The 23,745-nt window shown below is 32.6% G+C and carries 19 protein-coding genes and 1 tRNA gene; 10 read left to right on the top strand and 10 right to left on the bottom strand.

Translation table 11 applies throughout. From position 1 onward, the window contains the following. Positions 1-58: 58 nt before the first annotated feature. From gwsS to Q1B37_RS16005, 8 genes are all read right to left on the bottom strand, one after another. A complete protein-coding gene (gwsS, locus tag Q1B37_RS16040; RefSeq protein WP_299900127.1) occupies positions 59-1,144 on the bottom strand; it encodes a grasp-with-spasm system SPASM domain peptide maturase in 1,086 nt (361 codons plus the stop codon). A 189-nt stretch (positions 1,145-1,333) separates the two neighbouring features. Then, the gene (locus Q1B37_RS16035) at positions 1,334-2,287 is read right to left on the bottom strand and encodes a hypothetical protein (RefSeq protein WP_299900124.1); all 954 of its coding nucleotides are present in this window, start codon (positions 2,285-2,287) and stop codon (positions 1,334-1,336) included. A gap of 15 nt (positions 2,288-2,302) precedes the next feature. After that, the gene (locus Q1B37_RS16030; protein WP_299900121.1) at positions 2,303-2,800 is read right to left on the bottom strand and encodes a hypothetical protein; all 498 of its coding nucleotides are present in this window, start codon (positions 2,798-2,800) and stop codon (positions 2,303-2,305) included. Positions 2,801-2,814: 14 nt separating this feature from the next. Next, a complete protein-coding gene (locus Q1B37_RS16025) occupies positions 2,815-3,303 on the bottom strand; it encodes a hypothetical protein (protein ID WP_299900118.1) in 489 nt (162 codons plus the stop codon). A 110-nt stretch (positions 3,304-3,413) separates the two neighbouring features. Beyond that, positions 3,414-3,611: a hypothetical protein gene (locus Q1B37_RS16020; protein ID WP_299900115.1), complete on the bottom strand. Its 198-nt coding sequence runs from the start codon at positions 3,609-3,611 to the stop codon at positions 3,414-3,416. Between the two features lie 26 nt (positions 3,612-3,637). Continuing rightward, positions 3,638-3,820: a hypothetical protein gene (locus tag Q1B37_RS16015; protein WP_299900112.1), complete on the bottom strand. Its 183-nt coding sequence runs from the start codon at positions 3,818-3,820 to the stop codon at positions 3,638-3,640. A gap of 376 nt (positions 3,821-4,196) precedes the next feature. Further along, on the bottom strand, positions 4,197-4,769 hold the full coding sequence (locus Q1B37_RS16010) for a sigma-70 family RNA polymerase sigma factor (protein ID WP_299900110.1): 573 nt from the start codon (positions 4,767-4,769) through the stop codon (positions 4,197-4,199). A gap of 508 nt (positions 4,770-5,277) precedes the next feature. Beyond that, positions 5,278-5,763, bottom strand: coding sequence for a hypothetical protein (locus Q1B37_RS16005; protein WP_299900107.1), 486 nt, complete (start codon positions 5,761-5,763; stop codon positions 5,278-5,280). Positions 5,764-6,222: 459 nt separating this feature from the next. Here Q1B37_RS16005 and Q1B37_RS16000 point away from each other — a divergent pair, with 459 nt between their 5' ends. The 6 genes from Q1B37_RS16000 to Q1B37_RS15975 all read left to right on the top strand — a co-directional run bounded on the left by Q1B37_RS16000 (position 6,223) and on the right by Q1B37_RS15975 (position 18,877). Next, complete coding sequence (locus Q1B37_RS16000) at positions 6,223-7,773, top strand: helix-turn-helix domain-containing protein (protein WP_299900104.1); 1,551 nt, start codon at positions 6,223-6,225, stop codon at positions 7,771-7,773. A gap of 120 nt (positions 7,774-7,893) precedes the next feature. Continuing rightward, entirely contained in the window at positions 7,894-9,525 is a 1,632-nt protein-coding gene (locus tag Q1B37_RS15995) for a S8 family serine peptidase (RefSeq protein WP_299900101.1), read from the top strand. Positions 9,526-9,662: 137 nt separating this feature from the next. Beyond that, complete coding sequence (locus Q1B37_RS15990; RefSeq protein WP_299900095.1) at positions 9,663-11,300, top strand: S8 family serine peptidase; 1,638 nt, start codon at positions 9,663-9,665, stop codon at positions 11,298-11,300. 346 nt (positions 11,301-11,646) lie between these two features. Continuing rightward, positions 11,647-14,928 (top strand): tetratricopeptide repeat protein, encoded by a 3,282-nt coding sequence (locus Q1B37_RS15985; RefSeq protein ID WP_299900092.1) that lies wholly within the window; start codon positions 11,647-11,649, stop codon positions 14,926-14,928. 10 nt (positions 14,929-14,938) lie between these two features. After that, positions 14,939-16,867, top strand: a complete 1,929-nt coding sequence (locus tag Q1B37_RS15980) for a DUF3857 domain-containing protein (protein ID WP_299900089.1) — start codon at positions 14,939-14,941, stop codon at positions 16,865-16,867. 36 nt (positions 16,868-16,903) lie between these two features. After that, the gene (locus Q1B37_RS15975) at positions 16,904-18,877 is read left to right on the top strand and encodes a DUF3857 domain-containing protein (protein WP_299900086.1); all 1,974 of its coding nucleotides are present in this window, start codon (positions 16,904-16,906) and stop codon (positions 18,875-18,877) included. A 92-nt stretch (positions 18,878-18,969) separates the two neighbouring features. On the opposite strand, the gene Q1B37_RS15970 is transcribed toward Q1B37_RS15975, so the two are convergent. Together Q1B37_RS15970 and Q1B37_RS15965 are read right to left on the bottom strand one after the other, a co-directional pair. After that, positions 18,970-19,043, bottom strand: a tRNA-Ala gene (locus Q1B37_RS15970). A gap of 8 nt (positions 19,044-19,051) precedes the next feature. Further along, positions 19,052-19,852 (bottom strand): universal stress protein, encoded by an 801-nt coding sequence (locus Q1B37_RS15965; RefSeq protein WP_299900083.1) that lies wholly within the window; start codon positions 19,850-19,852, stop codon positions 19,052-19,054. 187 nt (positions 19,853-20,039) lie between these two features. Here Q1B37_RS15965 and Q1B37_RS15960 point away from each other — a divergent pair, with 187 nt between their 5' ends. The 4 genes from Q1B37_RS15960 to Q1B37_RS15945 all read left to right on the top strand — a co-directional run bounded on the left by Q1B37_RS15960 (position 20,040) and on the right by Q1B37_RS15945 (position 23,534). Further along, entirely contained in the window at positions 20,040-20,537 is a 498-nt protein-coding gene (locus Q1B37_RS15960) for a GNAT family N-acetyltransferase (protein WP_299900080.1), read from the top strand. Next, the gene (locus tag Q1B37_RS15955; RefSeq protein ID WP_299900078.1) at positions 20,534-21,865 is read left to right on the top strand and encodes an MATE family efflux transporter; all 1,332 of its coding nucleotides are present in this window, start codon (positions 20,534-20,536) and stop codon (positions 21,863-21,865) included. The genes Q1B37_RS15960 and Q1B37_RS15955 overlap by 4 nt, the downstream gene beginning before the upstream one ends. Before the next feature lie 313 nt (positions 21,866-22,178). Further along, positions 22,179-22,598, top strand: a complete 420-nt coding sequence (locus tag Q1B37_RS15950) for a hypothetical protein (protein WP_299900075.1) — start codon at positions 22,179-22,181, stop codon at positions 22,596-22,598. 168 nt (positions 22,599-22,766) lie between these two features. After that, positions 22,767-23,534 carry an enoyl-CoA hydratase/isomerase family protein gene (locus Q1B37_RS15945; RefSeq protein ID WP_299900073.1) on the top strand — a complete coding sequence of 256 codons (768 nt, stop codon included), beginning with the start codon at positions 22,767-22,769 and terminating at the stop codon, positions 23,532-23,534. Positions 23,535-23,745: the final 211 nt, after the last annotated feature.

Below are 23,745 nucleotides of genomic sequence, written 5' to 3'. Positions count from 1 at the left end.
ATCCTTTTAGTGTCAAAAATGTAGAAAGTGTTACTATATAAGTTTAGTTTTTTATTCATTACTCTTGTAAACCATAATATTCAATAGCTTTTGATTTTAAAGGGTTTTTTGACCAATCTTCCCATGTATTGGTGTAAGGGTCATAACCACATTTAAGAGGTTTACTATAAATATTTGCTGGATTTTCGATATATGCTCTGCAATCTGTGCAGACATGTCTAAACTCACAATCTTTACATACATTTATTTTATCTTTAGAGATATTCCAGTACTTTTTAAACTCTTTCTGTTCAACTACTTCATTTAGATTTATAGCTGTTATGTTCCCATAACTTTTCATCATAGAAGGACAGTTTTTGATATGACCATTGGCATCAATGGAAATTTTTCTGTTTAGGCAGGAATTAAATTTCTGGGATTCTGTAAATGTACTAATATTAACAGAAAACAAACTTGAGTCGATGATACCACAACATTTTTCGTTACTTATAATAGTATCTGTAATTATAATATATCCTCTTCTATTATCAATTGGGGAGATGAATTTGTTTTCATGACCTCCGTAATACCTAAAAGAAGAAACTCTACCATTAGTAGACATAAAATTTTGAATTGTTTCTATCTCAAAATCATTGTCAAAAGGGATTGTAAAATCTATCGAGATGATAGATGATTTTATATCAACTAAAAATTCTACAATTGTTTTAATTTCTTCTAGCGAAATCTTTTTAAAAAAACGAAACTCAACATGTTTACAACGAAGTTCGTTTAGATTTTCTAAAGCGTGATATATATTATAATCACTTTGTTTTCCCACATCTATAATTGCATTAGTAATTGTATTTGGCTGATACCAATTCATTGACATTTTTGGGAATAATTCTGGAGTAGCAGTAAAGAAAATAAACTCATGATCAATTAAAAACTCAAAATATTCATCTATAATGGTATCATATTTATGGTCATATTTCTTTTTAATTTCTATAATAGAACTACCTTCACGATTTTTTATTAATTCATATAAATCATTAGGAATTAGTTGTATGGATCCTCTATGAAGATCACAAATAGAACTTCTTTTAGCTCCTTTTACAGGAATACAATTTGCAATAAGTTTAAAAGGTGTTTCTTGTTGAACATTCATAGGGTAAAAGTTTTTGAAATTGGTCTGTAAAAACTATAAGGAGTCATTGCATCTGTATCTATGTAATCAATTGCAATTGTATTATTTTGTAGTTTGAAACTTCTATTTTTTTTAATTTCTGCTTTTTGAAACGTAAGTGGCAAGATGGGTTGTATTTTCTTTATTTGGTCCATATTATTTTAGTACTGATTATTTAAAAACTAGATATTCTGCGATATTCTTTTCGATATAATAATTGCAATGTTTTGAAACCCAGTCTAATTGTCCCTGTGGATTTACTTCCAAGAATATATAATCATCCGCCTTGTCTACGATAAGATCTATAGATCCTGTAGAAAGTCCAGATCTTTTTATAAAATTTAGTATTTGTTGTTCAATGTGTTTTGGGAAAAGAACAGGAACATTTCTATTAGGTTTTTCTCTATTGTAATTACGGTAATCGACTGAAGTTTTGGAGTCGTTTTGTGATAAGATAGCCATAGGATACAAGGTGGTTTTGAAAAAGAAAACTCGGATTTCATACTTTTTTTCAATCTTTTCTTGTACCAATGTGGGAGCAAAATGTTTTTTCATAGAGGTAATCATATCTTCGGATACGACAAAGGTACCTCCTGAATATATCCCAGAATCCTGAGCTTTTATCTTTATACCATAACGAATGTCTTTGGTAATAATTTGATCATAAGTATTAAAAAATGATTGTAATTCTTTTTTAGAAGTTGTTATTAATGTATCCGGGATTCGAATGCCACAATCTTTGGCTTTTAACAAATAATCAATTTTATAATTTTCAACCTCCTTATGATAACTACCAATATATTCTTTAGTATCACCAAGAATATCTTCTAACGATTTTAATAAACTATCTTCCTCCTTTTTTAGATAGGTGTATAAAGATGAGTTAGCATTTCTAAGTGTAATTGGTAAAAAACGAATACTTCCACGACGATGCCATATTTTTTCAACTTCGCTTGTATCAATACTTGCAATTTTTGTAGTGCAATTTTGATTTGTGATTTTAAGACTATCTAAAGGAGTATAGTCAGAGAAGTTAATTCGTTTTACATTTTTAGTATAATGGCGAATCCACTCCATAGCAATATTAGTGGTGATATCGTTAGTATCACCAATTACGAGGATCATAGTATGTAAAATATATTAGTTTTGAGTTATAATTTTGAGAGGCATTCCCTGTCGACCTTCCAGATTCCATTGGATCATATGATGCTCTGCTGCGGTCAATCGTTTTGCTTCCAACTCACGATCTAATAGTGGCATCAGTTGATCACAATATTTATCATCCGCATGTTGGAATATGAGCCATATGGGAATTGGTTTTCCACTTCTTTGAGGATCGGGAAAACCATATTTTTCGGTAAGCTCTAGTAACCTCTGGGTATTTTGGTTATCGATTTGTTTCTGTAAGTTCCATAAGGAGTCCCATTCTTTTTGAGGCGGTTGTTTTCCTGTCTGATATAGAGAATCTAAAAGGGATCGATAAAATTGGTCATTATCGGTCATTTGTTTCAGTTCCTTTTGTAGTAGCTCTTTATCCAAAGCCAAAAAAGCTTGCTCAATTTCTTTATTTGTTTTGATACTTGGCTTACAAGAAATTAGGATTAGCAAACAAAGATTAAATATTATATATGTTTTCATGTATTATCTATAATTTATAATTCTGTTTCATCTGGATGTCCTATTCTACCGTATACATGCCACTTAAGCAATCTATAAGTATTACTATCCATTCTTTTAGCATTAAATTCACGCTCAATTAAGGGTTTAATTTTTTCATGATATTCAACAGGCGAATGATGAAATAATATCCAAGGAGCTATAGATTTTCCAGTTCGATTTGAATTAGGGAACCCATATTTCTCGGTAATCTCTAGAATTCGCTTAGTGTTTGCTTGATCATTTAGGTATCTTATATTTTCTAATGAATCCCTTTTTATCTTATAGTCTTTAGCATCTTTGTTGAGACTATTTTTTTGGTTTCTATAGTATTGGTCATTGTCGACCATTTCTTCTAACTCTTTCCAAAGTTTTTCATTATTGACTTCCCGAAACGCTTTTTCAATTTCTTCATTGCTTGGTTGTGGTTTTTTACAAGAGATGATTGTTATCATTAAAAGTAGTAGAAGATATGTTAGTTTCATATTTTAGGTTTTAACAAAATAGGTTCTTGTAAAAGTAGTTTTTTATAAAAAGAGATAAGCAAATATCTAGAATATACTTACCTCTTTTTTATTACACATCTCAACAGTTTTTAGCGAGCATTATATGGTTCTACAAAGCAGAACATATCTCCTACACCAAATTTTCCATCTCCATTACTATCTTCCCATACGTCTGTATATTGACCATTGGAGTTTAAACCAGTGTGTGAAGTTTCATTGCCTCCTCTAATTTGGTTCAAGGAAACACTATTCATTTCAGAATTTTGAAAATCTTTAATTCGTTTCATACATATTTGATTTAATAGTTAATACATTATTCACAAGGGATTATTTCCATACACTCTCCTGGATCTGGTTTTCCATTATCATTAGAGTCTTCTAAGCAGTCGCATTGTGCTGTATCTCCGCTTCCAAAAGAAGTGTCAATATATCTGACACCGCCATAGATACTGCTCAATCCGTTTTGTTCGATTTTTAAACTTTCAAATTTTTCCATGTTGTTTTTAAATTAAAATAATTTGTACCTACTCTATGATTAAAGGCTTTTCGGTTTCCGCCTTGTCCGTTGCGCAACGGTTTATTTTAGATTTTTAGATTGTTCGATCTTTGGATGATTAGATTATTAGCTTTTCAATAGTAATCACTCATCATTTCTAATTCTTAACTCCTTAACTTCCGCCATCCGTCCTCTGTCTCCCAGCACCTAACCCCTAACATCCTTACCACTCATTTTTCATTTATTATTTGGGTTTTCAGGTATCATTTTTCTCACTACTCACTACTCTGTACTCACTTCTCAATACTCACCACTTTCACCTCACACCTCACACCTCACACCCGACATCCAACTTCTAAAACCTCATACCTAGTACCTAACCCACCACCAACTCTACATATACAGGATCATTTTGTATCATTTGGGTTAATCGTTCTTTATGAATATGTTTTTTTTTGCGAGTGTAGCCTTCTGATAGTCCGAAGCGACTAGCGATTTCCTTCATACTTTTTCCTTCAAAAAATAATTGCAGTAGTTGTTTACTTTGGCTACTTAATCGTGTAAAATGTTTATAAAACAGGTCCTGTTCATCGGCTCTTGTTATTTGTTCTATAACAGATTCCGAAGGATCTAATGTATAGTTTTCATGAAGTTCCTGAAATGCTAATATGTGCTGTCTACGCCATTGATTTCTCCATTTGTTTTTGCAAATCCCAATAAAATAGGTGTGTATAGAAGACTCTAAGGATGCTAAGCTACCAGAGCGGGCTTTGTGATATAATAATACCATGGCTTCCTGAAAAATATCTTCTACATCTTCGATAGTACCTTGATACCGTAGGATATACTTTTTTACCGCTGGTAAGTCTTTTTTATAAAATGATTTTAGCACCAGATGATCCCCTGAGATAATCCCTGCTATGATGTGTTTGTTTGTTGTTGAGTTCATGTTTTCCTATACGTTGTTTGTCACACCAATTCTTTCAGAGTGTTTTTTCATACTCCGAGTGACATTATGTTGTTGTGTTTATGTAATTGTATGTTGTACCATATGCGAATGCATCCTATTTCTATGTTACTTTCCTAGGTACTATTCACTTTTTCATTTATACTGTTACATTTTTATATACCCCATCTGCCTAAGGGGTGTACCCCATGGCTAACTGTTTTTAAGGATTGAATTACTATTTATAAGAATCGTTTTACTGAGTATCACCCTTGTAGCAAGCACTTCTAAGGATCGATTTGATACTTATAAGCGGTATTCGATGGCTTATAAGTCTCGATGTACGGGTTATCAACCCTATTTCTTGGGGTTCGTACTAGTAATCTAATCCTTCGAAATAGTATGTTGATCCTTCGAAGTGCTCATAGGAGGGGTAACAACTATTAATATCTTCCTTATGAGTAGTAAGGCAAGTGATTTATTGGCTAACTCACCAGCGCTATGTATGGTGTTAAGAGGTTGTATCCGTGTTATCAATACTGGATGTCGTCTTATTAAACAACACCTTCATATCTTCATATACTGATTTGGCACCCGGTTCATTTTCACCGGCTAGATAACGACTCATGCGATAAAAGCTTAGCGCATTGGTATAATTATCGTGATCTAAGAGGGTTTTGGTATCTACCAGTTGTTGGGTTAGATTTTCTAGGAGTTGTACTCTGTTTTCTACTTGTGTACGTGCCAGATAATCTTTGTCAAACTCTTCTTTGTCGATAAAACTAGGAATCCAGTTAGGATGTTGCTCCATATAATTTTTGGCTTTGTCTACAATTAGTTTGTTCTGATTGGCAATACGTCCGTATTGTCTACGCTGATCAGGAGTAAGGTTTACTGTTTTACCAGTAAGTATCTGGCGAATGCCCAGTAAATGTCCATCTAACTGTGTTAATTCTTCTTCTGTAAAGCTAATGCTTATTAAATTTTCTAATGCCATTACGGAATTCTATAAAGTTACTATTGGTTTTTACTGTAGTTTTGTAACTGATCAGATTTTTGGAACTACGTTTTTGTCATGACAAATATATGTGTGAGAATTACGTTAGTGCAAGAGGAGATGGTCGTGATTCCTTGAAATTCGACTTTAGATTCACGGAATTTAGACTTTGTATTAAGGTTTTTTTACAAATAATTTAGTGAATAGTAAAGAGGGAAAGTGAAGTAATGTTTTGAAAAACAAATTCTTCTTTTATAAGTTTGCTAGTGAGAACGGGAAATGAGAAAAACAATACTGTTAATAATTCTTTTTTATGGGTTTTTTAGTACCCAGCTCTGTTATTCTTTGAATATTTTTCAGGAAGGTTTAGATTCTTTAAAAACAAAGAACTACGACGAGTTAATTCAGGTTATTTACTCGGATGATGTAGATCTTAGTATTAAGGAATACTGTGTTAATTTGTTTCAGAAAAAAGCAATTGAAAATAAGACAAAAATTGAAGAAAATAAAATAAGAAGAATAGCGGAAGCATTTCGTAATCAAAGTTATTTAGCGTCATTAAAAAATGATGAATTCTTAGAAATAGCTTATTTAGATAGTATTATAAATTTTACAAGAAATAAGAATGTTTGGAATTACCCTTCTTTTGCATATTATATAAAGGGACTAACATTATATGACAGAAAGGATTTTAAGAATAGTTTGGATAGTTTTATTGAAGCTCATAGATTTTCCAAAAATAATCAAAACTTAAGTTTATTATATGATACAAAGTATTCTATTGCTACTTTAAAGAGTCGTGTTGGTGAACATGAAGAAGCATTAAAAATTTTTAAAGATTGTTATTACTACGCAAAAATTAATTTGAACAATAACAGAGATAAAGAAAATTTTTTGGTTATACTCCAAGCATTATCGGATGAATATTATAGGAATAATAAAATTGACTCATCCTCTATTCATAATAAAGAGGGAATAAACCTATCAACACTTTGGGAATACAAGGATTATTCTGGATACTTCATTTTTAGTGAAGGTATTAATCATTTTGAAAGAGGTAATTATAAAATATCTCAAGACAGTATCGAGAAATCGATTTCCTTTTTAAAAAGTATTGAAGACAAATCAAACCTTGCTTTTGCCTATTTTTATCTGGGAAAGATAAATCAAGAAAAACAAAAAGAAAAACGGGCTGTTGAATTTTATAGAAGAGTTGATTCTCTATGTGATGAAATTGGTGCTGTTCATCCTGATTTGAGGGGTGCTTATGAGTCTTTAATAAGTTATTATAAAAAAAATGATGATAAAAATAATCAGCTAACTTTTACAGAAAAGCTTATTAGGGTTGATAAAATACTAGTTGATGACTATAAATATCTCAGTAAAAATTTGATTAGAAAGTTTGATACTCCAGAACTTCTAGCTTCGAAGGAAAGACTTTTGAAAGTAGTAAATAAGGATAACCGAAAACTTACATATTTAGTATTTGTATTAATCTTGATTGCATTAATACTTGTAGTGGTTATTTTTATTAATATTCAAAAAAAGAAGAAGTATCGAAAAAAATTTAAAGAGATTATAAAGTCAAACCGAGAGCAAGTATCAGTTATTAAACCAAAAAAAGAAGATATTGACTTAGGTGTTCCTGAAGGAATTGTAGATCAAATATTGTCTGAATTAGATATGTTCGAAAGCCATAGAGGTTTTGTTGAGAATGATATTACTATAAGTGCATTAGCAAAAAAGTTGAGTACCAATACTAAATATCTTTCAAAAGTTATAAATCATTATCATAAAAAAACCTTTATTAATTATATAAACTCTTTAAGGATTGATTATACAATTGAAAAGCTAAAAACAGATAAGGTATTTAGAAAATATACCGTAAAAGCTATTAGTGCTGAAATGGGGTTTAAAAACCCCGAGTCGTTTTCTCAGGCCTTTTATAAAAATAAAGGCATATATCCTTCATTTTTTATAAAAGAATTAAACAAGAGGATATTAGATTAGAATCGAAAGATTTTGATTCTATTTAATGTAATCTAAATTCAAGGAATTTAGATAGTCATAACAGTATTTGCTCCTTGTCACACGAAGAAATCGAATAGATTTGGAGAAAACCAAAACCTTATGCTTTCAAGGGCTATCAAATTCATTTTTTTATTACTAATCATAAGTTGTAGATCTGTAAATATCGAGTCTAACACAAATTCTTTTGTTATTGTTCATAATAAAAAGTCAATAACAAAACAGGAACTCATACACTGGCAACATAAGGATATTATTAATGATACAATACCAGGTATTAGTTTGGATAAAGCATACAATGAGCTAATTAATTACAAAAAAGGAGATACTGTGATTGTAGCTGTTATAGATACAGGAATAGACATCAACCATATTGAGATTAAAGATTTTATCTGGGTAAACAAAAATGAAATTCCCAATAACGGTCTAGATGATGATAAAAATGGTTATGTAGATGATATTAATGGGTGGAATTTTTTAACCAATAGTAAGAATGAAAATATCGTTTATGAGAATTGGGAACTTGTTAGAATTTTAAAAAAATATAAAAGATACTTTAAGGAGAAAGATACTATAAATCTAGATTTACAAGATCAACAATATTTTAAGGAATATAAAAGAGCAAAAGAAAGTTATAAATTAAGTTTATCAACACTAGAAGAAGATATAGAATATATAGAAAAATTTGCTAGTGATCAAGAAAAAGCAAAAGAAGTTTTGAAAAAATATTTTCCTGACGAAAACTATACTATAGATGATATTTATAAAATTGACCCTAAGGGTGATGAAGTATTAAAGCAACATTTGATGAACAGAATTACTTCCTTGTATTATAACATGGATGATCAATGGATTGCTTATTATCAAGAAGATAACAAAGTTGTAAAAAATTACAAACTTAATTTGAATTATGAAGGAAGGGAAAATGTCGATAATAACCATTTTTATGGTAATAACGATGTAAGTGGTGATTTAAAAGTAGAGTCACACGGTACAAACGTAGCAAGTATTATAGCTTCAAACAGGAATAATAATTCTAGGTTAAAAGGAATCACGAATATGGTAAAAATAATGCCTATTCGAGTTGTTCCTCAAGGAGATGAATATGATAATGATGTGGCTAATGGAATTAGATATGCGGTAGATAATGGTGCTAAGGTGATAAATATGAGTTTTGGTAAAGAGTTTTCTATGAATAAGAAAGTAGTAACTCAAGCTATTCAATATGCTACGAAGAATAATGTTTTATTAGTCACTGCTAGTGGTAATGATAACATGAATGTTGATAAGAATTACTATTTTCCAAACGATATTGAAAATAACAAAGAAATTTCCGATTGTTATATAAATGTTGGGGCAAATACTTATCATATAAATGATAAAATTTTGGCTTCGTTTTCTAATTATGGTAAAAAAAATGTTGATGTTTTTGCCCCAGGTGATGATATATATGTGGCTAGTCCGAATAACAAATATGAAACAAACGGAGGAACATCTTTTGCTGCTCCAATTGTTTCGGGTTTGGCTGCATTAATTTGGTCATATTATCCAAAATTGAAGGCTAGCGAAATGAAGAAGATCATCCTAAATTCTGGAAATGTTTATCAAGTTAATATTACGTTAGATGATCAGAAAAATACTATTCCTTTTTCAGAACTCTCCAAATCTGGAAAAGTAGTTAATGCTTATAATGCATTAGTGTTGGCTGAAAAGATGTCTAAAAACAAGGACTAATTTTGCGTATTCGAATTCAACTACTAAAAATCTAACTCCTAAAGGTAACATAATCCTATCTTAGCATACTTACTAGTAGACAAAGTTTATATAACAGAATAATATCAAGGGACTTCAATACCAATAAAAGTAATATCATGACAAAAATCACTAAGCTATTTGTACTCATCGTACTCGTGTATCAATATCAAGTATCAGCTCAGACTAATAATACTAAACAATTATCTAAAGAGGAACTAAAAACCTGGTATCATAAGGATTTTGATACAGATACTATTCCTGGAGTGAGCTTAGAAAAGGCGTATAAAGAAATACTAGCTAATAAAAAAGGGCAAGAGATCATCGTAGCGGTGTTGGATACAAAAATGGATATTTATCATGAGGATTTAAAAGATCAGATATGGATCAATACAGACGAGATAGCTAATAATGGTATTGATGATGATAAAAACGGATATATCGATGATGTCCATGGATGGGATTTTCTTAGTAATACCGAAGGAGAATTTGTAAAGTATGAGCATCTGGAAAGTACCAGAATCGTAAGAAAGTATAACAGCGTTTTTAAAGATAAAAAACTAGCAGATATAGCTGATAACGATAAAGAAGCCTATGCATTGTATACCAAAGCGTTCGAAAAATGGGAAAACGATGTTATTAAAAACAAGGAAACACTAAAAAAGATTAAACAAACTAGAGAAGCTATTATCCAAGGGAAGGCTTTTTTAGACAGTGTATACCCCAAAAAGGAATATAAGATCACTGAATTGGATAGTTTAATAAAAGTTCATGAAAACGATTCTATTATCACAAATGCCTTATCAGAATTTAAAGTAGGGATACAATATAACCTTACAGAAGAAAGACTTAACAAATATATTAATAGTTACCAAAATAGGACCCAAACAATGCTCAATTTAGATTTCGATGAGCGTACAATACCTGGTGATAATGCAGATGACATCAATGATAATAACTACGGTAGTCCTATCGTATATGGAGACGTACCATTTCAGCATGCAACGGTAGTAGCAGGAACTTTAGGTGCTATTCGATCTAATAATGTGGGTATGAAAGGTTTTTCCGATAATATAAAAATAATGCCAGTTGTTATGGTGGCTAGTGGTGATGAACGCGATAAAGATGTAGCTTTAGCTATACAATATGCCGTTGATAATGGTGCCAAAGTAATTAATATGAGCTGGGGTAAAACACTGTCACAAAATGAAAAATGGGTAAACGATGCAATTAAATATGCTGCAGATAAAGATGTATTGTTGATCACCGCAGGAGGAAATGAAAATACAAATAATGATCAGGTAAAATATTATCTAAATGATTATAACAGTGATGAAAAGGAATTTGTAGATAACTTTATCGTCGTGGGTGCGAGTACTTGGGATATACAAAGCCTAAGAGCAAGTTTTTCTAATTATGGGAAAAAACATGTAGATGTTTTTGCTCCTGGAGTAGATATGTATACCACAGAGTACGGAACAGATAAATATACTAGTTCGCGTGGAACCTCTTTGGCTTCTCCTGTAGTATCCGGCATCGCTGGATTAATACGTTCCTATTATCCAAATCTTTCTGCCAAAGAAGTAAAACAAATTTTATTAGAGTCGGGAATTTCATATGATGTTACTGTGGCAATGAAACAGGAAGATGGTTCTGTAAAACAAGTACCTTTCTCCGAACTATCTAAATCTGGAAAAGTAGTTAATGCTTATAATGCATTAGTGCTCGCTGAAAAGATGTCTAAAAATAAGAAGTAAAACATAACAAAATAGGAGGATGCTTTTGCTCATTTTCTTTTTATGACCAATACTTATAAATATAAATTGTTCGAGTTTTAATCCAAAAGGATATTAAGTATACGATAACTCTCACCAAAAAAATCAACCAAAAGTAAGGTAACATTATCCCAGTTTTTGATACTTATTATAAAGGGATAAGCAAATATTTTGGGCCTTATATTTTAGAAAAGGGAAACTTTTTCTTATTATAAAGGGGAAATAATTACCAAAAGTATGCGGATATACCAAGTATATCGTATAACTCTTTTCTGTATTCTTATATAGGATACCATATATAGCCAAGTAACAACTAAAATGTAAACGTGTGAAGAGAATAATAGTGATCATGACCATCATAACCACGAGTATTTTTTATGGTCAGGAAGAAATTCCATTAGTAGAGTATAATCAGATATTAGAAAGCTTATATGAATTAGAAGAAAAAGAAGACTATGAGGGCATTCTTACCGAGCTCGATAAGATTAGTGTAAATGATTCTATTTATACCGCTAATTTGGTGACCAAATCCTATTACTTACTACAGTTAGAGAAATATGATGAGGTAGTGGCCATCTGTGATCAGGGACTACAAGCCGAGGATACTACCGAGGAGTATTCCTTTTACCTAAACAAAGGATTGGCATTGATACAGGCAGAAAAGTATCCACAAGCGATAGAAGTATATACCAATGCCCTTAAACACTATCCTAAAAACAATGTACTGTATCACAATCTGGGATATATATACCAGAAAATGGAACAGTGGGAAAAAGCATTACAAAACTATAAACAATCCGTAATGCTCAATCCCTTCTATGAGAAAAGCCACCTAGAGATCGGGAAACTATCTTATAAAGAAGGTCAGACGGCACAAGCATTAATGGCTTTTAATATGTATCTGATTATAAATCCTGATGGAGAAAATTCGTTTAATGCGCTTAACCTGATCAATAATCTAGTCTCGCAGAAAAGTGACATAGAAGCCTTAGACATTACCATTTCTGAGGATGATGAAACTTTCGAAGATATTGATTTGGTATTGGATAGTAGAATGGCGATGAACAAGGATTTTAAACTAAATAATAAAATCAATATTGGATTAACGCGCCAGAATCAAGCGCTATTAGAGCAATTACAGGATTATGAAGGCAATGGTGGATTTTGGGATCGCAAATATGTACCATTTTTTAATTGGATTACAGAGAATAATCATTTCGATGCTTTTACCTACACCATTTCTTATAGTATTCAGAATAAAGATTTTAAGAAAATCGTAGATAAGAATGTAGATGAGATAAAGTCCTTTATTGATGTGGCGTATGATAAATGGCAAGCCATTATGGAGGCTGATAATGAAGAGGTATTCGAAGGAAAAAAACAAAAGGTGACCTATGCTTATGAAAATTATAACTTTTTACAAGCTGTAGGGATCATGAATGAAGGTAAAAAGATAGGAAATTGGGAAGTATATGATGATAAAGGAAGACGCATAGGAAACGGAAAATTTAATGAAGATGGGGTGCGCACGGGAGATTGGCAATGGTATGATGCTTCGGGAAACATTTCTGAAGAAGAGCATTATAAAGACGGAAAACTAGAAGGACAGTATACCTATTTTTATAAAAATGGAAATAAGGAAATAGAATGTAATTACGTAGCCGGAAAATTAAACGGAGACTACAAAAAGTATAATAAAAAAGGAGCACTCGTAGAACACAAACAGTTTAAAAACGGAGTGCTTGATGGCCAGTACCTATCATATCACAAAATTGGTGAGCGCGCAAAGGATTATGAGCTGATGTATAAAGATGGGAAACCTGTAGGAGAGCTTAGACAATATTATGTAGATGGTTCTTTATTTAAAAAACGTTCTTTCCTAGATGGAAAAGTAAACGGAACAGAAAAATTGTATTACCATACAGGAGAATTAATGGGCGAATACGAGTATAAAGAAGGATTGTATAATGGACCTTATGTCTCCTACTATCGCAATGGGCAGAAATCTGAAGAAGGTGTTACCGCACAAGGATATTATGATGGTAACTGGAAGTTATATCATAGAAATGGAGCCTTAATGAATGCTATTACGTATAAAAAAGGAGAACTTAATGAAGCCTATTTGGAGTATGATGTAGATGGAAAGCTACATTACGATTTTACCTATAGAAATGATGAGTTTATCGCTTTTAAATATTACAATAAAAACAAGGAGATCATCGGCGAAGGAAGAAAAAAGAAAGGCGAGTTTTATTATAAAGGATATGATCCTTTAGGAAGCTTAATTACCGAAGGCTTATACGATATCAAAGGAGGAAAAGTAGGAGAATGGAAATACTATTCTGAAGAGTATATGACAAACAAAGTACCTTATGAAGATAATAAGGTACAAGGAGATAACTATAACTATTATAGATCTGGGAAAGAAGAATCAATTACACCTTATAAAAATGATTCTATTCATGGATATTACCGCAGATATCATGAAAATGGTGCGCTGGCAGAACATGGTTGGTATCAAAAAAATCTGATTCATGGCGATTGGAAATCCTATTATCCAGACGGAACCCTGAAAAGAGAAAGTTTCTATCACAAAGGGAAACAACATGGAACACAAAAGCTTTATGGAGTAGAAGGAAAATTACTATCCACCAGTATGTATGCGTATGGCGATATAGTTGCAGAAAAAAAGTATCATCCGGATGGTAGTCTAATACAAGAAGTACTCTATGATCCTACCAAAGAATCCTATACCGTTACCATAAAAGGATACAACGGAAAAACTCAATCCACTACCGAATATATGTATGGTGTAAAAAATGGAAAGTATACCAAGTATAATACCGAAGGTAAAATAGTGATTGAAGGTAGTTTTCTCAATGATAATCTACACGGTTCATGGATCTGGTATTATGATAGCGGAGAAGTAAGTAGAAAAGGACAGTATTTTCAGGGAGAATATGATCAAACATGGACTACCTATCATGAAAATGGTACAATTAATGAGAAATTTTCTTACGAATCAGGAAAATTAAACGGAGTGTATGAATCGTATAATGAAGAAGGTATTCTAATTCGTAAGATTCCGTATATCGATGATAAAATGCATGGAGAGCGAGAGTTTTATAGTCCAGAAGGAAAATTACAGGTAGTTCGCTATTATCATTTGGATAATATTATAGGCTATAGCTATCATGATAAAGAGGGTAAGCTACTACCGATGATACCTATTGATAATTATAGCGGAAAGCTGCAAGCATATTTCGATAACGGAAAGCCTTCTATGGAAGGAGAGTTTAAAAATGGAGTGCTTGTGAATCAGTTTAAAGCCTATTATTACTCTGGTCAGTTAGAACGAATTAGTGATAACAAATATGGAAATATTGATGGGAAATACACTAAATATTATGCCGATGGAAAAGTAAAAGAAGAAATGATCTATGATCATGGACTATTAAACGGACCATACAAAAAGTATCACCCAAATGGAAAGATCAAAGAAGAGGTACTATATCGCCAAAATGAACGCAGCGGAAAAGCATTATATTATGATAAAGCTGGAAAACTAACCAAAGAAAAAGTATATTACAATGACGTAGCCACAAAATAAGATAAAAAATATGCTTAGAAATCAATTAGTAGTGTTGGTACTACTGCTGTCTTTTATAGGACATGCGCAAAGTGCCTCACCTTTATTTAAAGAATACAAAGCAAAATATCCCGAAGAATATTCGGTAAAATTGTTAGAAGAGAGAAACATAGATATTCGCCTGAAGAATGGAGAGATTTTGATTACGCAAGAGGTAATGGAGGAGAATCTATACCTAGATGCCGCAGCAACATATCAATCAAAACAATCCATCAACTATTCTACTTTTTTAGAAGTAGAAGAGATAGAAGCAGCTTCTATGGTATATGAAAATGGAAAGTATAACACGATCAAAGTAGAAGATTTTGTGACCAAAGATGAGATGGACCAAAGTTTCTACGATGATTCTAAGTCGATTAATTTTATTTATCCAAATTTACAACCAGGCTCTAAATCCAAACTTAAGTATGTAGAAAAGATTAAGAATCCTCGATTTCTGGGAACTTTCTTTTTTGCAGATTTTAATCCCACAGTAAAGAGTAAACTAACAATTACTGTGGATAAGAATATCTCCATGAAATTTAAGGATTTTAATATAGGAGAACTTCCGATAAATTTTTCAGAATCCGAAAAAAGAGGAAAGAAAGTGTATACCTGGGAAGTAAACCAAATGGACAAATTTGAGATAGAACCTGGTGCTCCCAACTTTAGAAATACACTACCGCATTTAATTCCGATGATCACCGAATATGAATCCAAAGGAAAGAAAGTAAAAGTGCTTGGCGAAGTATCAGACCTATACGATTGGTACTATTCTCTAGTAAAAGATATCAATAAATCAGAACCAGATCAGGAATTAGAAAAGATCGTAGCACAACTTACACAGGATAAAAAAACGGATCTCGAAAAGGTAAAAGCTATTTACTATTGGGTTCAGGAAAATATAAAATACATCGCTTTCGAATATGCTTTAGGAGGTTTTGTTCCTAGGCAAGCAAATGATGTGTTCAATAAAAAATATGGAGACTGCAAGGATAATTCAAGTATACTACAAGAAATGCTCGAGATTGCAGGCCTGCAAGGAAACTTAACCTGGATAGGTACGCGTAGCATACCTTATAAGTATGAAGAAGTTCCTACTCCTTCTGTGGATAATCATATGATTCTTACCTACAAAGATGGCGATGACATCTATTATCTAGATGCTACGGGAAGATACATTCCTATCGATTTACCAACTTCTTTTATACAGGGAAAAGAAGCATTAGTAGCTGTAAACGAAAATGAATTTGAGATCAAAGAAGTTCCGGTTATAGATGCTAAAAGAAATACGCTTATCGATTCTACCTATTTAAAAATTGAAGACCAAACAATAAAAGGGAAAGGAAGTTTTAAACTATCTGGATATTCTAAAATAGATTTCTTTAATGCCTTCGAAAGAGAGAAAAAAGAAGAAAATCTAAAGTCAATTTATACCAGAGAACTTAGAAAAGGAAGCAATAAGTTTTTGATCGAAAGCTTTGAAGAAATTAATAAGTACGATTACGATAAGGATTTTACCATCAACTATGCATTCAACATAAAGGATTACATGACTACCTTGGATAATGAAACCTATATTAACCTAAATCTCAATAAAGAGATTAGTCGTTTTAAACTTAAGAAAGACCGAAAAAGCGCAAGAGAATATAGATATAAATCCTATACCAAAAATGTAACAGTACTAGAAATTCCAAAGGATAAAGAAGTATCCTACATTCCTGAAAGTTTTTCTATTGAGAATGATTTTTTTCAGTGTTCGATTACTTATACCAAACAAGGATCTTCTATTCTATATGAATTAGAAATGAATCAGGATTTTATTTTATTAGATGTTTCTCAGCAAAAAGAGTTCAATAATTTGATTAAAAAGATTGAGAAAAATTTTAAAGAAGTGGTAATTCTAAAAGATAAAAAGTAAACAAATCCAGCACGTTTGACAACTAAAAAATTATAAATGAAAGAACTAAAATACTTAGCAATTATAATTCTTTTGACCAGCAATTTGTGGAGTCAAAAAGAACCTTACTATACAACCTACGATTGGGATGATGATCCAGTGGCTACTATCGATCTAAAAAAATATGAGGATAAAGACATCGTGGCTTTTAAAGACAAGGTAGTTAATGAGTTCTATTTTTTGGACGATGATAGCTTTGTAGAATATGCATTGATTCATAAACTATATTGGCTTAATTCTAATGATAATATCGAGAAATATAACAAGGTATACCTTCCTTCGAGTCCCAACTCTGAGGTGGTAACCAATAAAGCTCGTGTTATTACCAAATCAGGTAAAATTATAGAATTAGATGATTCTAAGATTCTAACTTCCGAAGATGAAGAAACAAAACGTACCTTAAAATATTACGCCTTAGAAGGAGTAGAAAAAGGAGGATTTATAGAGTACTTTTTTGTTGTAAAGAGATATCCAGGATATACAGGAAAAAGAGTAACATTACAATCAGATTTCGAAAAAGAGAATGTAAGTTTCGAATTGTTAGCACCTACCAATCTGATTTTTAAAACCAAAAGCTATAATGGGCTTCCTGATGTGATTCAGGATACTACCAATACAGATAAAAATCATTGGAAACTAGAGCTTGATACCTTAGAAGCGATTGATAATGAGGAGCAAGCTCCTTATGGTTCCATGAAAAAATACCTGATCTATAAGCTAGAGAAAAACACCAATAATCCAGCTAATGATATCGTTTCGTATCGAATAGGATCTCAGAATATTTATAAAAACTTATTTCCAGAAGTAGATGAAAAGCTCAATAAAAAAATAACAAAGTTTGTAAAATCTATCGAAGATGCAGATCATGAAGATACTGCTACAAAAATTAGAGCGCTAGAGAATTATATCAAAGCGAATATATATGTAGCCGATGTAAATCGAAAAGACCTGGAAGATGTTTCGAGTATATTAGACAATAAAGTGGCTAATGAAAGAGGTATTGTAAAACTATACCTTGCTCTAAGTAAAGTTCTGAACATTAAACATCAACTCGTATATACGACCGACAGGAGAGAAATGAAGTTTGATAAAGGGTTTGAGGCCTACAACTTTTTGTTAGAAACACTGATCTACTTTCCTAAGCTTAAATTGTATATGGCTCCTACCAAAATAGAGTCTAGATTAGGGTTTCCACCAGGTTATTTTACAGACAATTATGGACTGTTTATTAAACCTGTAACCTTAGGAGGCTTTACGTCGGGAGTGGGTAGTATCAAATATATCAAACCAGTAAATTATGATAAGACCAATTATAATTTAGTAATGAATGTAAGTTTTGATCCAGAAGATCTTACTGTAACAGACCTAAAAATGGATCGGGTTATGGATGGATATTATGCAGTGTACATACAACCATTTATGGATATCGCCAAAGAGGAAAACAAAGATGAAATGATCGAAAGTGTGATTAAATCTATCAATCCTAATGTCGAAATTGTAGAAAAGAAAGCAATCAACGCATCTTCTAAAGACTTTGGAACCAAACCACTACGAATTATTGCAGACCTAAAATCTGAAGATTATGTAGACAAAGCAGGCAATAAATACCTGTTTAAGATTGGGTCTATCATCGGTCCGCAGCAAGAGATGTATCAGGAAAAAGTTCGACAGCTTCCCGCAGAAAATGAATTCGAAAGAAGTTACGATCGAAAGATTGTCGTAGACATCCCTACAGGATATCAATTCAAAAATCTGGATAAGATTAATATCAATGAATCTTATAACAAGGACGATAAAGAGTTGTTTATGTTTTCATCCTCTTACGAGATAAAAGACAATCAACTGATAGTATCGATTAAAGAATTTTATAATCAAAACATTATCGATGTTGCGTTATATGAAGACTACAGAAAGGTCATTAACAGCGCTGCTAATTTTAATAAAGTAACATTGGTATTAGAAAAGATTTAAATACTAGACAAGATAAAGCTATTACAGGTATAACCTCACTTGATTGGAAAATAAAAAAGCCTGCACACATTGTGCAGGCTTCTATTCATCAGTGGAGAAGATGGGACTCGAACCCACGACCTCTTGACTGCCAGTCAAGCACTCTAGCCAGCTGAGCTACATCCCCAAATCTTTCTAGTAGGCCCCTTTAAGTACCAACAACGGAATTCTACTTTCAAAATCTTTTTTCAGGACTTTGTTATCTTCCCAAAGCTTCCCAAAAAATCCTCTATTACGTCGTAAAACACAAAGTAAATCTGGATTGTTTTCATTAAGGTGTTCTAAAACCCCTTGGAATAAAGTACCATTTTCCGATGATTTGTAAGAACTGATCAGCGTTGCTAAATCTTTCTGAAACTCCGAATCTTCTGGTAAATACTCTGCCGTTTTAACCTGTAACAATTTGATGTCAGCATTAAACGTACTTAGAATCTCTTTAATAGGATTTAAAGTTGTTTCTTTTTTGATAACACCAGACTTAATAGCCATTAATATTTTAGAAATGGGCTTGAACTCATAATTTTCAGGAATGATCAATACCGGAATTTCTGTTTTCTTAACCAAACTCCCGGAAGTCTCGCCCAAAAAATAAGGCATTTTAATATCATCACTCTCCGCACCTAACACAATCAAATCAATAGAATGTTTTAGATTAAATTCTGGAATGGCTTCTAATAAATCTCCTTCTAGCGGAAGTGCTGTAACAGTAACACCTTTTTTGTCTACCTGAGCGAGTTTTTCTTCAATTGTAGTTGCCGAAATATCTTTTAGCGTTTCATTTACCGAAGGAAGACTACCAGATCGGGGTAACTCCTTAAATACTTGCACTGCATATACCGTTCCGCCTAACTCTTTAGCAAAATCAATTGCATATTGCAATCGTGCGATACTTACAGAATTTTTGGATAACCCTAATGGGACTAGGATGTTTTTCATTACTAAGCCTGATTTGTGTTCTAAGGAGCAAAATTACAACTTTTGATGAGTTAAAAGGCTTTTTTGTCCACAGATGCACCACTAATCGCTATTTCTTTTCTTAAAGTTTCTTTAAAAATAATTATGCCTTCTTCTAAAACCTCCTCTTCGAGATAATAGTTTGTATTTTTGCCACTTGATTAAAATTATGATTCGTAAAGCGACACCTTCAGACCTAAATGCAATTCACAAGTTAACACAAGCTTGTGCTAAAGCAATGATTGCCAAAGGAATTTATCAATGGAACCAATACTATCCTACCCGATTACGTTTCGAAAAAGATATTGAGTTAGAAGAGTTGTATGTTCTTGAAGAAGGTCATATCAAAGGTGTCATTGTACTTACAGAATTGATGGACGATGAGTATATTCCTATACAGTGGTTAACAGAAAATGGGAATAGCTTATATGTACATAGATTAGCTGTACATCCGGATTATTGGGGTAATGGATATGCTCAGCAGTTAATGAATTGGGCAGAAACTCAGGCAAAAGAAAAGAAGTACGCATCGGTACGGTTAGATACATTTAGCCAAAACAAAAGAAATCATATGTTTTATGAAACCAGAGGATATCAGAGATTAGGGAATATATTTTTTCCTAAGCAAAGCGAGCATCCTTTTTATTGTTATGAATTGGTATTGTGAGTAGTATCATAAGTTTTAAAAATATCAATAAACTTGCCGTTCCAGCAATCATTGCAGGAATCGCAGAGCCTGTATTATCCGCTACGGATACTGCTATTGTGGGTAATATTCCAGTACACGGCACAGAATCACTAGCTGCGGTGGGAATTGTAGGATCATTTTTATCGGCACTTATTTGGATATTGGCACAAACCAGAGCGGTGATATCAGCCATCATTTCTCAATATTTGGGAGCAGGAAAATTGGATGAAGTTAAAACGTTACCAGCGCAAGCAATCCTTTTCAATATAGGATTGAGTATCGCAATATTATTAGCTACAGTTCCTTTTATCAAGGAGATTTTTATACTGCTCAAAGCAGAAGGCGTTGTGCTCGATTATTGTATTTCGTATTACAGAATTAGGGTTTGGGGATTTCCACTTACCTTATTTGTTTTTGCAATTTTTGGGATATTCAGAGGATTGCAAAATACATTTTGGCCTATGATCATTGCCTTAATCGGAGTGGTTGCCAATATCATATTTGATATCGTTTTGGTCTATGGAATCGAAGGGTTTTTAGAACCTATGTATCTAGAAGGAGCAGCATGGGCCAGTTTGTGTTCTCAGGTACTTATGGCCATTTTATCTCTGATTTTGTTGCTTAAGAAAACTGACGTTTCCTTACGATTAGAAAAACTGTGGCATCCCGAGATGAAACGATTTATGATCATGAGTTTTAACTTGTTCATTCGTTCTTTTGCACTAAACACCACCATAATTCTGGCAGCAAGAGAAGCAACCAGTATTGGGACCAATTATATTGCAGCACATAGTATCGCTATACAATTGTGGTTATTTTTCGCTTTTTTCATTGATGGATATGGCGGTGCAGGTAATATATTGGGCGGAAGATTATTAGGTGCTAAGGATTACAAAAACCTGATCGCTATGTCCAAAAAAGTCAATCTGTATGGGATTATCGTTGCTAGTATATTAGGAGGCGCAGCCTTACTCATTCCAGAGCAGTTAGGGCTGATTTTTACCAAAGATCCAGAAGTAATCACTATTTTTAAAGGTTTCTTCTACCTTGTAGTTATCGCCCTGCCAATTAATGCAGTAGCCTTTGTCGGTGACGGAATATTTAAAGGAATGGGTGAAACGGGTTTCTTAAGAAATGTATTATTAGGGTCTACTTTTTTAGGATTTATTCCTACTCTTATGATTGCCCGATATATGGATTGGAAACTCCATGGTGTATGGATTGCCATTACGGTATGGATGTTTATACGAGGATTGGCATTATTGATTAAGTTTAGACGAAAGTACTACCCTTTGGCCACTAGCTAAAAGCGAATTTTAAAATAGCCATTACAATAATCACATACAAACAGATTAGTATAGCAACCCATCTAAACTTTACCAAATACTTTTTTTCCATGGATTAAAAGTACTACATGATGTATAAAACATAAATAAGTAGAACTACTGGTTTTGTTAGACTAATCTTGTGTTGTGATTGGGCGTTACCCTATCGGGTCGGGCTTTTCACTACAATTCCTCGCACCTCGTCATCCTCGGGCTGTGGGATTTACATTACAATCCCTAACGCGTAAGTTCGTATATTTATTAAAACAGAAGAACATTAGTTGATTATAAAATAATGTCAGCATACCTAACACTAATAGAAATAGCATTATTGGTTTTTGTAATCCACAAGAGTTATCAATATTTAATTTTTAAATATCGTTCTAAACTGGTGGAAGCAACGGTAAAAGAAATTAAAGAGTATGAAGTGTTTCAGACCTTTACATCCAAAAGCTTTCAAGGTGAAAAATTAGCAATAAAAGTTACTTTGGAATATGAAATAGAGGGCAAAATTTTTTCAAAAATAGATAGAATAACAAAAGATTCTAGTCAAATAGCATTAGGTGAAAAAATTCAGTTAAGAGTATTTAGTAGTGATCCTGAACAGTGTAGTCTAAAGTCAGACACAATACGTTTTAGAAATATGATATTGGGTGTCATTGTTTTGTTAATTTGGTCGACATTGACATTTGTTATTCTAAAAACCTCTAGTTAGAAAGTAGACATTTATATCAAGTATAAAAGATTATGAGCAGCAGTATGTTTAGTGATCATTTCTTTTAATAAAGAACAAATAGTAATTGTAAAAGTCACTTCGATCTATCGATGGCATTCTTTTTATAACCGCTGAATATTACCTATTTTTATCAAAAATCAAAACCAAATGACTACTACACGAACTAATGGAAGTTTGTATACACATACCGAAAACCATATTGCTACCATAGAGTTTGGACATCCATCCAGCAATTCGTTTCCATCAGAATTATTAGAGCGATTAACCAAAGCATTTGATATCTTATCCAATGATACATCTGTACATGTGATTATTCTAAAATCAGAAGGAGAGCGTGCCTTTTGTGCAGGGGCTTCTTTTGATGAGTTGATTGCCATTACCAATCTAGAAGAAGGGAAACAGTTTTTTTCTGGATTTGCCAATGTAATTAATGCGATGAGAAGGTGCAAGCAACCGATCATAGGTAGAATACAAGGCAAAACAGTTGGAGGAGGAGTAGGATTGGCAGCGGCTTGCGATTACTGCATGGCTACAGAAGCAGCTGCTATTAAATTAAGCGAACTAACCATAGGTATTGGTCCTTTTGTGATTGAACCTGCGGTATCCAGAAAAATAGGATTGGCAGCTTTTGAAGCTTTGGCTTGGGACTCATCTCAATGGAAAAATGCCTATTGGGCCAAAGAACGTGGATTGTTTACCAGAGTCTTCGAAACGATTGGAGAACTAGATAAAGAAATACAACTATTTGCCGAAAAATTAGCAAGTTATAATCCACAAGCTACACAGCAAATGAAAAAAGTAACATGGCTAGGAACAGATCATTGGAGTGATCTGTTGATCGAAAGAGCAGCTGTTTCTGGAGAATTGGTATTATCCGAGTTTACCAAAAACGCTTTACACAAGTTTAAAAAATAAGATATGGAAATACTGAATTTTTTAGGAGGGAACGGGCTATTTATAATTCTGGGAATTATTTTAGTCATCGTTTATTTCTACAATAAAAGAAAGAGAAGATAAGGCTGTCTAAAAAGTAACTTTATAATTTCAATCTGATTTCTATGACAAAACCAAATTGTTTTTATAAGCAGTTTGGTTTTTTATTATAGCAAAGATTCTATGAATAATT

The sequence above is a fragment of the uncultured Aquimarina sp. genome, from assembly GCF_947492965.1.
Lineage (GTDB): Bacteria > Bacteroidota > Bacteroidia > Flavobacteriales > Flavobacteriaceae > Aquimarina.
This window is presented reverse-complemented; position numbering and strand designations above follow the sequence as displayed.